This is a genomic window from Canicola haemoglobinophilus, from assembly GCF_002015075.1.
In the GTDB taxonomy this organism is placed as follows: Bacteria; Pseudomonadota; Gammaproteobacteria; order Enterobacterales; family Pasteurellaceae; genus Canicola; species Canicola haemoglobinophilus.
On the sequence record NZ_MUXZ01000045.1, the window covers coordinates 1 to 15,651 of the forward strand.

Below are 15,651 nucleotides of genomic sequence, written 5' to 3' on the forward strand. Positions count from 1 at the left end.
TGCCAAGGCGTGGAGTTGTTTTTCGTTCATAATAAAATACCTGTGTCTAGATGTATTATCTCAGAAAAAGGTATTTACACAAATTGTGGGAGAGGCTCGATAGGGCAGATATTCTGCTCGATTATAAGCATCTCTTACCTTATCTTCATTCAAATGACTTAAGCAAACTTCAATGATTTCTTTGTCCAGCCCAAGTTCAAGCCTGTTATCATTGCAATAACTACTGAATAAAGTCCTAATACCATGATTAGTCATTAACCCTTTATACTTGCCATTTTGCATAGTTTTAATGACATCATTAGGCGTTTGACTATTTACGTGAGGGTATTTGCTGTTACGGATAGCAGACGGAAATAAATAGTCATTCTTTGCAATCTGTTTTGCACTCTCTAACAATTTTTGGGCTTGTTTGCTTAGAGGTATTAAATGCTCTCTCTTCCCTTTACCCCCCTTCATTACGGTAACATGCCATACTTCTGCATCTTTAAATAAGTCATGTGAGTTAATATCAGTGCTTTTTACACTAACAGTTTCACTTGCTCTAGTTGCATTTAATAATCCCCATAAAATAGCAAGTAAAACAGAATAAGAGATATTTGTTTTTCTCAAATCTTTTAATAATTCTAGTAATTCTGAGTAATGAATTGCTGGGTAATGCCGGTTTCTATCAGATTCTGGCAAATCATCGCCTAGATAACGCCACACATTATTATCCCAATATCTAAACTTCTCTCCATACTCCCCTATTTTCTTTAACAAGAAATAGCGTTTTTTTAATTCAAAAAATGCCCCTGATTTTCTTACGTTATCCAGAGCAATAAGCCCATGCTGCAATGTCAGTTTTTGAAAAGGTATATCACCAATAATAGCTATCGCATCTTCTACCCTTCTAGTTGTATCAATCTTTGTTTTTTCAGAGTAGTTATTTTTTTCTTGTCCTATCCTTTTACGATACTCAAGCCATTCATGCGCTACCAACCCAAAAGTATTTACTTTTTCATTCCGATTAGCGATAAATTTTTCTTGTTCAACCTCTTTTGGATCTAACCCTTGAGCCAAATATTTTCTATACTCCATCGCCTTCTCTCGAGCTATCTGCAACGATAACTCTGGATAATTGCCCAAAGTAATTTCTGTTCTTGTCTTTATGTAAGGCTTAAGATAATTAAAAAGCCAACTTTTATGACCATTGGGATAAATAACAAGACGCAATCCATTACCATCTGAAAGATAGGTTCGCTTGTTATTTATAGGCTTTGCATTACTTACTTGTGTCGCAGTTAAAGGCTTGATAATCTTAGGCATATAAGCTCCATAGCACTTTTATGTGGGAGTAAAAATAAAAACATCATTTTCACCCACATAAATCCCTACTAAAAAAATGAGCTTATATGATACTTTATGAAACAATAAAAAAGGTCAAACCCCTTTAAAATCAGTAGTTTTGACCCTTTATGATACTTCATGAATATTATTTGTGGTGGAGCAGGGGGGAGTTGAACCCCCGTCCGAAATTACTCTACCTTCAGCACTACACGTTTAGTCTAGTCTTTAATTTCGTAAATTGACTGCGGACAGACACGCTATCAAAAAACTAGCTTTATTCAATTTAGTGCTTCGATCCTAAAGCGGCGGCTTCAACACGATCTCGTTTGGGTTTGACTCCACTGGATCCCCGTCTTACGAGCGGAAGCTGGGGAGTGAAGGCTATGAGCAGGTTATTAAGCTGCTAAAGCAAATTGTTCGTCGTTTGCGACTATTATTTTGCGGTTTATTTACGAGGCCTACCGCACCTCGACGTGCACCTTGGGCTTCGCTAATCCCGTCGAATCCAGAATCAGCCCCAAAAATTCTGTCAGATTTTAACAAATTTATATAAAAAGACAAATTTAATCTCTATATACGAAAACAAAAGGCTAGAAAACAAACATTCTAGCCTTAAGTATTTCCATATATGCTTAGAAAATCTAATCTCGAAATAGATTATTTTTCTACCGCACTTTTGATTTCTGATAATTTTTCTGTAGCAGAATTTTTAATCTCAGCTGCTTTTTCAGTGATAGCTTCTTTTGCAGCTTCAACTTTCTCTACTGCCATGTCTTTAGCTTCAGCTGCTTTTTCAGCTACAACATCTTTTGCCGCTGCAACTTTCTCAGCTGCCATATCTTTAGCTTCAGCTGCTTTTTCAGCTACAGCATCTTTTGCCGCTACAACTTTCTCTGCAGCCATGTCTTTAGCTTCAGCAGCTTTTTCAGCTACAGCATCTTTTGCTGCTGCAACTTTCTCAGCGGCCATATCTTTAGCTTCAGCCGCTTTTTCAGCTACAGCATCTTTTGCTGCTGCAACTTTTTCAACAACCACTTCTTTAGCTTCAGCAGCTTTTTCAGCAACAACTTCTTTTGCTTCTTTTGCTTTCTCAGTAGCAACTTCTTTTACATCTGATGCAGCTTGCGATACTGTATTTTTTGCATCTGTTACAGCGGTAGATATAGTTTCTTTAGCGCTTTCCACTTGCTGAGAAACTTTATTATCTTTATCAAAACAACCAGTTACAGTTAAAGTTGTGCCTAAAACTAATGCAGTCAATAGTGATTTTTTCATCATAACTCCTAAATTTAAAAATATTTGCAAATTATTTGCCTTTATAGTTTGTAATAAATTTCATAAAAATGGAACTCATATTTACATTTATTTACATAAAGCATAAAAAATTTGCTAGTTTTGCTATTTATATCAGTGAATTTTGAGAAGAACGATGCCTGAAATGCTCTTTGTTTATGATAAAGTTTGCATGTAACTAAGGCGATCTATATTAGTAATATAGGCACCTAAATTTTGTTCCTCAGGTTTATGGATATAAGGTATTTTACCTAGCAAAGGTGCATCAATTTTTGATGTCAATAATTCAATAATTTCTGCATAATGACCACAGCCTGGATTGATCCAATTAGCAATCCATCCTAACAATGGTAATCCTGTATTCTGAATAGCTTGAACTGTGAGTAATGTATGATTAATACAGCCTTCTTTGATCCCAACAACTAAAACAATGGGCATCTTCTGTTCTTTTACCCAATCTGCAAATGTATGTGTTTTATTCATTGGAGTTAACCAACCGAAAGCACCTTCTACAAGAACACTTTGATAGTTTTTGGTTAAATGTTCAAGATCCCTATTAATTTTATTAATATTTATCCGTTCACTTTCTTTGGTCAATACTAGCAATGCATATTCAAAAGTATAACTATTTGCCATTTGATAAGTTATATCCTGATGAGTTGAATTAATTAGCGTTAATACATCAAGGTTATTTTCTAATCCATGATCACTTTCAGGATAATTGGTCGGTGCATAAATAGGTTCTTCTCGCCCCAAGCAATAGGTTTGTACCCAACAATTTGAATTCCCTTATTTTGCAAGGCTTGAATAATTGCTCTGCTTGCAATGGTTTTTCCTACATTTGTGTCTGTTCCAGTGACAAAAAAACTACTCATTGTCTTTCCCCTTTTTGAATGAGGAAGAAATTCTAGAATAAAACTTTATGCAAGATATTGAGCTAACACAATTTTTTTACAATTACGTAAATAAAATTCTAATATTTTTCCATATGAACTAATAAACTGCCATCATAGATCTTCTGTTTAATTGCTGCGGCAATCACTTCATGGCTATTCCATTCATATTGGCTTGTCATCACCTCGCATACTTTCGAAGTATGCAAGTAATATGCTAAACGTTGATTTATCTGGTTAAGAAAAATGTGTTTTGTTGATAGTAAGCGAGAGGTAAACATAATTTTTTCTGGAGAAAAAAGATCGACTAAGTTAGCTAATATATAAGCAAGAATGTCGGCTATATTCGCAAGAATTTCTAATGCCAAAGGATCTTGAGATTGCGCTTTGTCACATAAAAAATTTATTTTTTCTGTTTTGGTTATTGAACAATTTTCTGGGTAATATAAATCTATAAATTGGCAAAAAGCCTTATAAGTCAATTGATTGTGTAGTTGATAACGTTCTAGTTCTGGCAAGTGTTGATTGATTTTATCTTGCATTAAATGAAGGCGAGGGACAATTAATTTATCAATGTTCATACAAGTTTTATTATCGCTATGTAAAATAACGCCTTTCGATAACACACTTAAATTAATTACATCATCAATTTGCAAGAAAATAACATTATCGTATCCAATAACGCTTCCTAATGTACTTTCTGCCAATAGCCAAGTTTCAAAATATTCAGTTACGATAATAGGCATATCAAAATAGGGTTCAAATAAAGATTTTAAATCCACATTTAGCTTAAATTCACCCAATCGTTGTAGATTTCCAGAATGTTTATCTAATTTCCCTGCCACAGCAATAGAAAAAGTAATAGGACGAATGAGTTTAGAGCCAACTTTTGCTAAAAAATCCTCAAAATAACGTGGCAATATTTGTTCTAATGAAGATAAATCATCGATATTGAGAGGATAAACCTCCTGTGCAATAGTGGTGCCATCTAGCTCACAAAGTAAAATATCGAAATGATCATGAGTGAGGGTTGCACAAAGGGATTGCCAATAAAACGGAGAAACACATAATCCAACCGCAGGACGACCTCGATGTTCTGTATTTTGTACCGCTCTTTCAATCACTAATTTTTTTTCTATCAGCTCTCTAGTTAAGGAAGTGATTGTGGCAGGCGCTAATTGGGATAACTTAGAGAGATCAATGCGTGAAATCTCTTCAAATTGTTCAATTAAACGATAAATTTTCCCTAATTGTTTCATTCTTAAAGGCAATTTATCTTCCTTTCTTACTTTTGCCATATTTTGTACCTAATTATTTAAATTCATAAAAATTATTCTTTTATACCAATAAACCCTAATAAAACAAGGCATTTATCCAAATAATGTGGAACAGTTCACAAAAACAAAAATTTCCCGATAGATTTTGGTAAATTAAGTGAGTTGCGGTAGAATAGCGCAGTTTTTTTATAAAAAATTAGTTTTGAGGTTGATATGACAAAAATTGCATCTGTTGTTGATGTGTTACAAGGAAAAATAGCAGTTGGTGAAATTGTAACTGTACGAGGTTGGGTTCGTACTCGCCGTGATTCAAAAGCGGGGCTTTCTTTCTTAGCCGTTTATGATGGTTCTTGTTTTGATCCTATTCAAGCTATCGTAAATAATGACATTGAAAACTATGAAACAGAAATTTTACGCTTAACGACAGGTTGCTCCGTTGTTGTTACTGGAACTGTTGTAGAATCTCCAGCAGAAGGACAGGCTGTCGAGTTACAAGCAAGCAAAGTTGAAGTGTCTGGCTGGGTTGAGGATCCTGAAACTTATCCAATGGCAGCTAAACGCCATAGTATTGAATATTTACGCGAAGTTGCACATTTACGTCCACGTACAAATATTATCGGTGCCGTTGCTCGTGTTCGTCATTGTTTAGCTCAGGCTATTCATCGTTTCTTCCATGAACAAGGATTCTACTGGGTTGCCACACCATTAATTACAGCATCGGATACTGAAGGTGCCGGTGAAATGTTCCGAGTATCAACGTTAGATTTAGAAAATCTTCCTCGTACGGATAAAGGTGCGGTGGATTTTAGCCAAGATTTTTTTGGTAAAGAATCTTTCTTAACTGTATCAGGCCAATTGAATGGCGAAACTTATGCTTGTGCTTTAAGTAAAATCTATACTTTTGGTCCAACATTCCGTGCAGAAAATTCAAATACTACTCGTCATTTAGCAGAGTTTTGGATGGTTGAACCTGAAATTGCATTTGCAACTTTAGCGGATAATGCCAAATTAGCAGAAGATATGTTGAAATATGTTTTCCGTGCGGTATTAAATGAACGCAAAGATGATTTGAAATTCTTTGAAAAACATGTTGATAAAAATGTGATTACTCGTTTAGAGCAATTCATTAATTCAGACTTTGCACAAATTGATTATACAGATGCAATTGATGTTCTCTTAAAATCAGGAAAAGAATTTGAATTCCCAGTATCTTGGGGAATTGACTTATCTTCAGAACATGAGCGTTACCTAGCCGAAGAACACTTTAAATCGCCAGTAGTTGTTAAAAACTATCCAAAAGATATTAAAGCATTCTATATGCGCTTAAATGATGATGGAAAAACGGTTGCGGCAATGGATGTTTTAGCACCAGGAATTGGTGAGATCATCGGTGGTTCTCAACGTGAAGAGCGTTTAGATGTTCTCGATAAAAGAATGGTTGAAATGGGCTTAAATCCTGAAGATTATTGGTGGTATCGTGATTTACGCCGTTATGGTACTGTGCCACATTCTGGTTTCGGATTAGGTTTTGAACGTTTAATCGTTTATGTCACAGGGGTACAAAATATCCGTGATGTAATTCCATTCCCACGTTCACCACGCAACGCAAACTTCTAATGAAACTAAGCCGAGTATCACACTCGGCTTTCTATTTTTTAAATCTTATGTCAGACGATAACAAGAACTATTAATATAGTTCAACAGAGGGGAAATCCTTATAAATTCCCCTCTTTATCACACTTATAAATTCTTTAACTGATCCAACGAAGGCGCAAAATAATAACTACCAGTTACTGCTTTGGTAAAGCCAAGCATACGATCTGTTTTGCCATCTTTTTCGCCGAACATACTTAGTAATTGTTGTTCAATATTGTACAAGGTCACGCAATATGCAATGAAGAATAATCCATGTTTCCCACTGGCTAGACCATAAGGTAAGCTATGGCGTAAAATTTTCAAGCCTTTGCCATTTTCTTTCAAGTCAACACGACCAACATGAGAAGTTTCTGGTACATCATCTAACTCAACACTATCAGGTTTAGTTCTGCCCATCACATTTTCTTGCTTACTTTCATTTAATTTTGACCATTTAACCAAGTCATGTTCATAGCGCTGAGTGAAGACATAACTACCGCCAGCATCAATACCTTCATTGATCAAGGCAACCTCTGCACGTTTAGCATCTTTAGGATTTTCTGTACCATCAACAAAACCGGTTAAATCACGCTCTTCTACCCAACGGAAACCATGTATTTCTTGTTCAACATTAATGGCTTTGCCAAAACTTTGCATAGCGGCTTGTGCTACAGAAAAATTCACGTCTGGACGCAACGATTGAATATGCACCAATAAATCATATTGTGTTGCAGGTGCTGATAAATCCCCTTTGCCTAAGGTAGAAAATGGCTTTAATTCCACCGCACTTTGAGCTCCCGCAAGTTGTTTCCAAACTTTATCACCAAATGCCACAACCACACCTAATTTTGCATCTGGATATTGTTGTTGCAATTGTTCTGTTTTTAAACAAAAATCCTTACTCGCTTGAGCAATCAGAGCAATATCATTAACCTGCGCTTCTAAAAAAATCGCCGCTTTACTATGCTCTAATAAAATACCTGTTTGATGATTTACCATAATAATCTCCTAATCAAAAACTGAGCTAATCATAACATTCTCTACTCGTTTTTCAATTTTCCCTATAAAAATTTTGCAATTCCTCAAAATCATCGATTAAATTGATTTTACTGCTTGCAAAAAAAACATAATAAGATGATAATTACAAATAAGAATTACTTTTATTTAACACTATGAATTTGAGGCAATAATGCTAATTTATCGTTTTGTTATTTTCTTTTTTCTGTCCATTCTTTCAGTATCAACTCAAGCAAATAATTTCCAACAGCATATTGATGATATTACTGTGCGTTTAGATAAAACAGCACAACTCTATCAACAACAAAATATAGAAGATGCTAGAACAGAAGTTCAAATGGCTTATTTTGAAGTGTTTGAAAATCTAGAAGGTCCAATCCGTATTAATTTTTCCGCACAAAAAAGTTTCCAAATGGAAGCTACTTTCGGCGAAATTCGCAAAATGATTGGTGAAGGCAAACCTTTAGCGGAAATTCAAGCAAAAATTGATGGATTAAAAGCTGAGTTACAAGAAGTTCTACCCGCTTTAGAGAAAGGGCATCAACTTAATGCTGATGCTCAACACGAGGTTTACAATAACCAATCCATCGCTCAACATTGGCAACAAAGTTTCCAGATTATTGATGACTTGCTTGCAAGTGCGGTTGATGCTTATGAAAAGGGCGATTTTGCCAATGCTAAAAAACTGGTTCAACAAGCGCAATATGACGGCTATAAAAATAGCGAAATGGAAATGTCTATTCGCCAAAGTCGCTCCGCTGCGATCTCAAGCAATATAAATCAACAATTTTATGATCTTATCAAGTTAAGTGAAAAGCCGGATCAAATTAATCAATTTGGTTATCAAATTACTGTTTTATTGCAAGATTTAGAAGAATTATTGCCTAATCTTCCAACTACACGTGAACAACAAAATGTTGAAGAAAGTAATGCGACAACAAACAGTGAAGAACTAAATAAAGATTGGAGTTCAGTAACCAAGGAAATTAATCAAGGTATTCAACAAGCAATCCGTTTATTTAAGAACGGTGAAAATAAAAAAGCGATGCTTGCTGTACAAAATACCTACTTTGATGTGTTTGAAAATTCTGGCATGGAAGCAAAAATCGGCTCAAGAGATAGTAATTTCAAGGCTGAGTTGGAGGGTTACTTTACTCGCTTGGTTAGTTTGATGAAATCAAAAAGCAACATCGAACAACTTAATGCGCAAGCAAATGGATTAAGCCAAGACTTAGAAAAAGCAGTTGAAATGTTACAAGGCTCGGAACAAAGTCATTGGTCAATGTTCTTATACAGTCTCTTGATTATGTTACGAGAAGGCTTAGAAGCATTATTGATTGTTGCGGCAATTGTTACTTATTTAGTCAAAAACAATCATCAAGATAAATTGCCTGTTATTCGTCAGTCAGTTTATGTTGCACTAATTGCGAGTGTCATTACGGCCATGGTTTTCCAATTTGTTTTCTCAAATTCAGGCGCAAGTCGAGAACTTTTAGAAGGCTTTACCATGATGATTGCTGTCGTCATGTTGTTTATGATGAGTTATTGGCTGCTATCCAAAGTGGAAGCAAAAAACTGGAAACGTTATTTAGAAGGAAAATTATCTGCCGCACTAACCACAGGCTCATTATTCGGATTATGGCTAACGAGTTTCCTTTCTGTTTATCGTGAAGGGGCAGAAACAGTGCTGTTTTATTATGCTTTAGCAGGAGATGCGACAAGTGCGGTCAGTTATTTGTACCTTTTCGCAGGATTTGTCCTTGGCGCAATTATTTTAACCATTTGCTATTTTGTCATGCGTTATACCGTGGTTAAGTTGCCACTTAAACCTTTCTTTATGTTCACTGGAAGTTTCATGTATTTAATGGCATTTATTTTTGCCGGTAAATCTGTACTAGAGTTGATCGAAGGAAAACTTTTTGAACCAACATTGATAGCAAATATGCCTGAAATCAGTTGGTTAGGTATTTATCCTTATCTGGAAACCCTTGTACCACAAGTAATCTTAGTTATCTTGGCTATATTCGCTTTATTTTATATGAAATATCAAAGCCAAAAAGCTGAGTAAATTTAACAATAATGTACTTATAGGAGAAACAAGTATGAAAAAAATGCTTATCACAGCAAGTCTATTAGGCAGTATCTTAGCAGCACCTTCTGCGCTAGCATTCAAAGAGTATCCAATTGGTGAAGCAATCGAAATGAATGAAATGGAAATTGCGGCAGTTTATCTGCAACCTGTTGATATGGAACCTCGTGGCATGGGATTATCGGCAAAAGATGCAGATATTCACTTAGAAGCGGATATTCACGCTACTGAAGGAAATAAAAATGGCTTTGGTAAAGGTGAATGGGTTCCGTATTTAACTATTGCTTATACGCTAGTAAATACAGATACGGGTGAAAAACAAGAAGGCGTATTCATGCCAATGGTTGCAGGCGATGGTCCTCACTACGGCTTAAATATCAAAATGATGGGCGTAGGTAACTATAAATTAACTTACCATATCGATCCGCCACCAAAAGCGGGTATGCACAGACATACAGATGCTGAAACAGGTGTTGGCCGTTGGTGGAAACCGTTTGATGTTAGCTATGAGTTTAAATACACTGGCTTAAATTGATAAAAAAGTGCGGTCATTTTTAACGATGATCGCACTCAAAATTCCCCCTATCAAAGCGTTGGGCTGAATGCCCAACATTTTTATTTTTGTATTGACACTCCAAAACAATGAATTATTACTTTACTTTTTTGCTACAAAGCATTTTACCTATAGCGATTTTACTCGGCTGTCATTGGGGTAATAAAGGAAATATAGCGAAAATTCATATTAAATCGCTGCGTTGGCTGACAATTTCCGCCATACTTATTGGCTCACTGATACATACCTTTATTCCACAAGGTCAACAAGCAAATTTAATTTTCAATATTACCTTACTCAGCCTATTTATTTTATTTGCCTTGTGTCAAATTCCACGCAATAAACCTTTTGCACAATTCTGGCATTTTATCTTTGTTAGCATTGCTACATTGTTATGGCTAAAAGATCCCAATATCAGTGCAATTACCAACACTGATGTGATTAATACGGATTTCATCTTACATTTAAGTGCGGTCATTTTTGGGCTATTTTTCTGTATTTTTGTTACTTGCTTACTGATCATTTTATTCAAACAAACACAATCTCAACAAAAATTAACCGCACTTTTACCCCTTACTTTAGGCTTATTTATTCTTCTTATAATGACACCTATTATTAGTGAAATCATGCTAAGCCTAATGAAATTACAGGTACTTGAATTGACTAAAGTTCGTCTGACTTTTGTCGCAAAATCAGCCAATATCATTACCTATTTCAACTACATCAATGCATTTATTCTGTTGGTTATCCTCTGTCTATTCGCAATCACAGTACATAAAAGCAATCAAAATCTTGTTGCTAACGAAATAGATCCAATAGAAAAGCGTAAAAGAATTGCTACTATGCAAAGCTCAAAACGCACACTTATTTGTGGCTTTCTGATTGTAATCTCTGTTTTTTCAACCCAACTGTATTGGGACAAAATCGCTTCACAGCCCCCAAGATTATCTGAGGCACAACAAGTAACTTTAGATCAAAATAATCAAATTCATATTCCCATTGAACAAGTCAAAGACGGCAAATTACATCGGTTCGTTTGGATTAATAGCGATGGTAAGGCTGTTCGTTTTTTCATTATTAATCGTTCAACCAAAAAAATCAGTTTAGCAACGGTTTTTGATGCTTGTATTCTCTGTGGCGATCAAGGCTATGTGATGGAAGGCGATCAAGTTGTTTGTATTGGTTGTGGGGTAAGAATATTTATTCCTTCCATTGGGAAGCCTGGTGGTTGCAACCCAGTACCAATTGAAAACTGGCAACAGACAGACACGCATGTGGTGATTAACCGTAAAAGTTTAGAAGAAGGGTTAAATTACTTCTCCACTATTGTTGAACTCGAAGTAACCGATCCTGTGGATCAGACTAAATTAAAAAATACCAGCGCTGAATATAAATATAGCCATGAGGGAATGACATATTTCTTCAGCAATGAAAACAATCTCAATTTATTCCGTGATAACCCAGAAAAATATCTTGCACAACCAAAATAAGAGAGATAACTCATGTTAAGCAGAATGTTATTCCAATCCTATCGCCATGCTTTAAAACGTAAATTACTGGCTATTGTTACGATTTTTTTAGCATCAGGGTTAATTTCTGCCCTATTAGCAGTATCTATTGATATTGGCGATAAAATGGCGAAAGAATTAAAATCTTATGGTGCAAATATTTTAATTGAGCCAGCCAGTAGTGCGGTCTTGCCCGAAGATGTTGTCGGACATTCCTCTTTATCTGCGCGTGATTATTTAGATGAAAAAGAGTTGCCTAATGTTAAAGATATTTTCTGGCGCAATAATATTGTGGGTTTTGCACCGCTCTTAAGTGTGGAAGTGAATGCCGAAAATCTTAGCCAGCAGAAACAGCAAAACCTGTCTATTTTAGGCACATTTTTCAATCATAAAATTAAAATTCCAGATGAAGATGATTACCATACAGGGCAACAAATTATTAGCCCGTATTGGAAAGTTGAAGGCGAATGGGTTAATGATTTTGAGCCACAAGTTACTATCAATCAGGCGTTGATTGGTGAGCAACTGGCGAAAACAACCCAATGGAAAATCGGTGATAAAATTCGCCTAAGCTATCAAGAAGGGGATTTTTCTGCCGATCTTGAAGTACAAATAACAGGCATTTTATCCACAGGTGGAAATGAAGAAAATCAATTGGTTCTACCATTAAGTGCGGTACAAAAATTACTAAATTTAGAAGGCAAAGTACAAGGCATCAAGGTTTCAGCACTAACGGTGCCAGAAAATGAGCTATCGCGCAAAGCTCGTGCTAACACGGATGCTTTAGCCGCAGAAGAATATGACCGTTGGTATTGTACTGCTTATGTTTCTTCTATTTCTCATCAATTAGAAGAAGCTATTTCAGGCGCTATCGTTCGCCCGATTTGGCAAGTTGCTGCCTCTGAAGGTGTGGTCATTGGAAAAATCCAGTTGCTTTTAGCGGTCGTTACTGTTGCCGCACTTATTGCTGCTGCCATGGGTATCGCCTCTTTAATGACAACAACAATTATTGAACGCAGTAAAGAAATTGGTTTAATGAAAGCACTTGGCGCTTACCAATGGCAAATCGTTTTATTATTTTATTGTGAAGCCATTATTAGCGGATTAATTGGTGGAGCGCTGGGCTGTCTTGCAGGCTGGGGACTAGCAAAATTTATTGGTATCGCATTATTCGGAACTCCGCTCAGTTTTGCTTGGATTGTTATTCCTTGCGTTTTAGCTCTTGCGGTCATCATTTCCCTTATCGGAACTTGGTTCCCTGCACATCGCATTGCCAAATTATATCCAGTGGAGGTTTTATATGGTCGTTAAAAACTCTATGTTTTGGCGCTTAATTTTTCGAGCACTCTATCTGCGTTTGCAACGAGTATCCATTATTTTTGCCGCACTTACTGTTGGTGCAAGCATTGTAACGGCGATGTCTGCGGTTTATTTTGATATTAATACTAAAATGAGCCAGGAGTTACGCACCTTTGGCGCAAATTTTTATATTGGTTCAAATAATAGTGGCTTAGTCAAACAACAAGAAATAGCACAAATTTTACATCAAGCGCCCACTGGCTTGATTACCACAGCAAGCCCTTATTTGTATGGTGTCGCTCGTTCTGATTTAGAAAAAATAGTGATTATGGGCGTTTGGTTTGAAAGTCTGCGCAACCTTGCACCCTATTGGCAAATCACAGGTTCTGCAATTGGCGTAAATTTTGATGATCGTAATACGATGATCGGAAAAACCTTAGCAGAACGGTTAAATTTGAAGATCGGGGATAAAATTACCTTAAGTAAAAATGCGGTAGAAAAGCACACATTCAATATTAAAGCTATTGTAGAAAGTGGCGATGCAACGGATAACATGCTGATTGTCAACTTAGAGTTTGCGCAAAATTGGCTAGAAAAAGATGAGTTAGTCACTAATATGTTGCTTAATGTTAAAAATGAACAAGGACAAGTTGAGCAATTTGCACAAAATCTACAACAACAATATCCCGATTTAGAAATTCGCCCTATTCGCAAGGTTTCTGCCTCAGAGGGACAAATCTTAAATAAAATCAAAGGATTAATGGGCTTAATTTCTCTCGTTATCTTAATCTTAGCAACGCTTTGTGTGAACACCACATTGATTGCCATTGTAGGCGAACGAGCAAAAGAATTTGCTTTACAAAAAGCATTAGGTGCGCAAAAGCAAGATATTATCAAACAAATTGTTACCGAAATTTTAATTATTGCCTTCTGTGCAATTGTTGTTGGATTAATTGTTGGCTATATCCTAGCGCAAATTTTAGGGATTACAGTGTTTAAATCCTATATTGATATGCGTTTACCCGTTATACCAATTACGATCCTACTCTCTCTTGCGGTGGCTTTTGTGGCTGTCATTATTCCAACCCGCAGAGCACTCAGTATTCAAACCGCCAATATTCTCAAAGGCGAATAATCGAAGAGAAAATTTATGTCAAATTATGTCATTGAAACTCAAAATTTATATAAAAGATTTGGTCAAGTAAATGCGCTTGAGGATATTAATATTCAAATTGAAAAAGGGGAATTTGTTGCCATTATGGGTGCATCAGGTTCAGGTAAAACAACCCTAATGAATATTCTCACAGGCTTAGATAGTGCAACGGAAGGCAAAGTTATTTTAGATGGTATTGATGCTGCACAACTTGATGAAGTGGGTAAACAACGTTTTCGGGCAGAAAAAATCGGTTTAGTTTTCCAACAATTCCATTTAATTCCCTACTTAACAGCTTTAGAAAATGTGATGTTAGCTCAGCATTATCATAGCGTGATTGATGAACAAGCGGCTAAAAAAGTGCTTGAGCAAGTAGGATTAGGGCATCGAATTGATCATCGCCCAAATCAGCTTTCTGGAGGGGAACAACAACGTGTTTGTATTGCTCGAGCCTTAGTCAATCAACCACCAGTTATTTTTGCCGATGAACCCACTGGAAACCTTGATGATAAAAATGAGCAACTTGTACTAGATTTGCTGACAACTCTTAATCAGCAAGGACGAACAATTGTAATGGTCACTCATAACCCCGAATTAGGTAAGCTCACAGACAGAACAATTTTTTTACAACATGGTAAATTTTTAAAAGAACAGAGAAATTCAAAATGATCAAGAAAGTAATCCAAAAATTAGGAAAAAGTGCGGTGGTATTTTGCTGTGGATTTGCACTTATTGCCTGTGAAAAAGATGATATTGCGGAAGTGGGTAAACAAGCTCCCGAAATTGCTACCTTTGATTTACAAGGCAATAAAGCCGAATTAGCGAATTGGCGAGGGAAAACAGTTTTACTTAGTTTCTGGTCGGAAACTTGTGGCGTTTGCTTAGCGGAACTAAAAGAATTAGAAACATGGCATAGCCAAGCTACAAGTGATGTTAAACTGATCGCAATAAACGTAGATGGCGAAAAAACAGACACGCAAAAAACCGTAGAAAAACGCCATATCAATCAACTTGTACTAAAAGATCAACTGAAAATTACCGCTGAACGCTATCAAGTAATAGGCACTCCCACTTCTTTTGTGATTGACCCAAGTGGCAAAATCCTTTATAAATTCGAGGGTTTAATTCCTAAGGACAAACTAGATGAATTATTTAAGGGTTAACTTAATGAAAAAACAAAAAAAGATTTTCTACTTTGGCGCATTACTTTCAGTTTCACTTTTCTCAACTATGGTTTCTGCGGCAGATATTGAAGCTGGTAAACATACATTTAATCAAAATTGTGCCTTATGCCATGGCAAGCAAGCTGATAAATCAGCCTTAAACCAATCAGCAATTATCAAAAACTTGAAAAAAGAGGAAATTATTACCGCACTTCAAGAACGCAAAGCTGGGAATATTAAAGGGGCTGGCAATATGCCTAAATCTCGCCTAAGCGAACAAGATATGGAAAATATTGCGGAATATTTGCAAACATTGAAATAAAAAATAATACAGAAAAGCTAACATAATTTGCTCTCTACCCTATTAAAACTTCTCGTCATTATGTGTTTAAACTGGCATAATGACACAACTTATTTATAGTAGTCAATTTTATAGGCAAACACA

At 36.0% G+C, this 15,651-nt stretch carries 13 protein-coding genes, 1 other RNA gene and 1 pseudogene; 9 read left to right on the top strand and 6 right to left on the bottom strand.

What is annotated here, in order from left to right:
• Positions 1 to 60: 60 nt before the first annotated feature.
• The 5 genes and pseudogenes from B0186_RS10365 to B0186_RS10385 form a co-directional block, all read right to left on the bottom strand.
• Positions 61 to 1,305, bottom strand: coding sequence for a tyrosine-type recombinase/integrase (locus B0186_RS10365; RefSeq protein WP_078219302.1), 1,245 nt, complete (start codon positions 1,303 to 1,305; stop codon positions 61 to 63).
• A gap of 173 nt (positions 1,306 to 1,478) precedes the next feature.
• Positions 1,479 to 1,845: a transfer-messenger RNA gene (gene ssrA, locus B0186_RS10370) on the bottom strand.
• Positions 1,846 to 1,983: 138 nt separating this feature from the next.
• Positions 1,984 to 2,601: a hypothetical protein gene (locus tag B0186_RS10375; protein ID WP_078219303.1), complete on the bottom strand. Its 618-nt coding sequence runs from the start codon at positions 2,599 to 2,601 to the stop codon at positions 1,984 to 1,986.
• A 174-nt stretch (positions 2,602 to 2,775) separates the two neighbouring features.
• Positions 2,776 to 3,494 (bottom strand): annotated as a pseudogene (bioD, locus tag B0186_RS10380) (dethiobiotin synthase).
• A gap of 98 nt (positions 3,495 to 3,592) precedes the next feature.
• Entirely contained in the window at positions 3,593 to 4,810 is a 1,218-nt protein-coding gene (locus tag B0186_RS10385; RefSeq protein WP_078219304.1) for an ROK family protein, read from the bottom strand.
• A 192-nt stretch (positions 4,811 to 5,002) separates the two neighbouring features.
• On the opposite strand from B0186_RS10385, the gene asnS reads away from it, so the two are divergent.
• Positions 5,003 to 6,406, top strand: a complete 1,404-nt coding sequence (gene asnS / locus B0186_RS10390; protein WP_078219305.1) for an asparagine--tRNA ligase — start codon at positions 5,003 to 5,005, stop codon at positions 6,404 to 6,406.
• 123 nt (positions 6,407 to 6,529) lie between these two features.
• On the opposite strand, the gene B0186_RS10395 is transcribed toward asnS, so the two are convergent.
• The gene (locus tag B0186_RS10395) at positions 6,530 to 7,423 is read right to left on the bottom strand and encodes a Dyp-type peroxidase (RefSeq protein ID WP_078219306.1); all 894 of its coding nucleotides are present in this window, start codon (positions 7,421 to 7,423) and stop codon (positions 6,530 to 6,532) included.
• 190 nt (positions 7,424 to 7,613) lie between these two features.
• On the opposite strand from B0186_RS10395, the gene B0186_RS10400 reads away from it, so the two are divergent.
• The 8 genes from B0186_RS10400 (at position 7,614) to B0186_RS10435 (ending at position 15,528) form a co-directional block, all read left to right on the top strand.
• On the top strand, positions 7,614 to 9,509 hold the full coding sequence (locus B0186_RS10400) for an FTR1 family iron permease (RefSeq protein WP_078219307.1): 1,896 nt from the start codon (positions 7,614 to 7,616) through the stop codon (positions 9,507 to 9,509).
• Positions 9,510 to 9,543: 34 nt separating this feature from the next.
• Complete coding sequence (locus B0186_RS10405) at positions 9,544 to 10,065, top strand: iron transporter (RefSeq protein WP_078219308.1); 522 nt, start codon at positions 9,544 to 9,546, stop codon at positions 10,063 to 10,065.
• A gap of 107 nt (positions 10,066 to 10,172) precedes the next feature.
• The gene (locus B0186_RS10410) at positions 10,173 to 11,573 is read left to right on the top strand and encodes a Fe-S-containing protein (RefSeq protein ID WP_078219309.1); all 1,401 of its coding nucleotides are present in this window, start codon (positions 10,173 to 10,175) and stop codon (positions 11,571 to 11,573) included.
• A gap of 12 nt (positions 11,574 to 11,585) precedes the next feature.
• Complete coding sequence (locus B0186_RS10415) at positions 11,586 to 12,902, top strand: ABC transporter permease (protein ID WP_078219310.1); 1,317 nt, start codon at positions 11,586 to 11,588, stop codon at positions 12,900 to 12,902.
• A complete protein-coding gene (locus B0186_RS10420) occupies positions 12,892 to 14,025 on the top strand; it encodes an ABC transporter permease (RefSeq protein WP_078219311.1) in 1,134 nt (377 codons plus the stop codon). The genes B0186_RS10415 and B0186_RS10420 overlap by 11 nt, the downstream gene beginning before the upstream one ends.
• Before the next feature lie 15 nt (positions 14,026 to 14,040).
• Complete coding sequence (locus B0186_RS10425; RefSeq protein WP_078219312.1) at positions 14,041 to 14,712, top strand: ABC transporter ATP-binding protein; 672 nt, start codon at positions 14,041 to 14,043, stop codon at positions 14,710 to 14,712.
• Complete coding sequence (locus tag B0186_RS10430) at positions 14,709 to 15,206, top strand: TlpA family protein disulfide reductase (protein ID WP_078219313.1); 498 nt, start codon at positions 14,709 to 14,711, stop codon at positions 15,204 to 15,206. The genes B0186_RS10425 and B0186_RS10430 overlap by 4 nt, the downstream gene beginning before the upstream one ends.
• A 4-nt stretch (positions 15,207 to 15,210) precedes the next feature.
• The gene (locus tag B0186_RS10435; protein ID WP_078219314.1) at positions 15,211 to 15,528 is read left to right on the top strand and encodes a c-type cytochrome; all 318 of its coding nucleotides are present in this window, start codon (positions 15,211 to 15,213) and stop codon (positions 15,526 to 15,528) included.
• Positions 15,529 to 15,651: the final 123 nt, after the last annotated feature.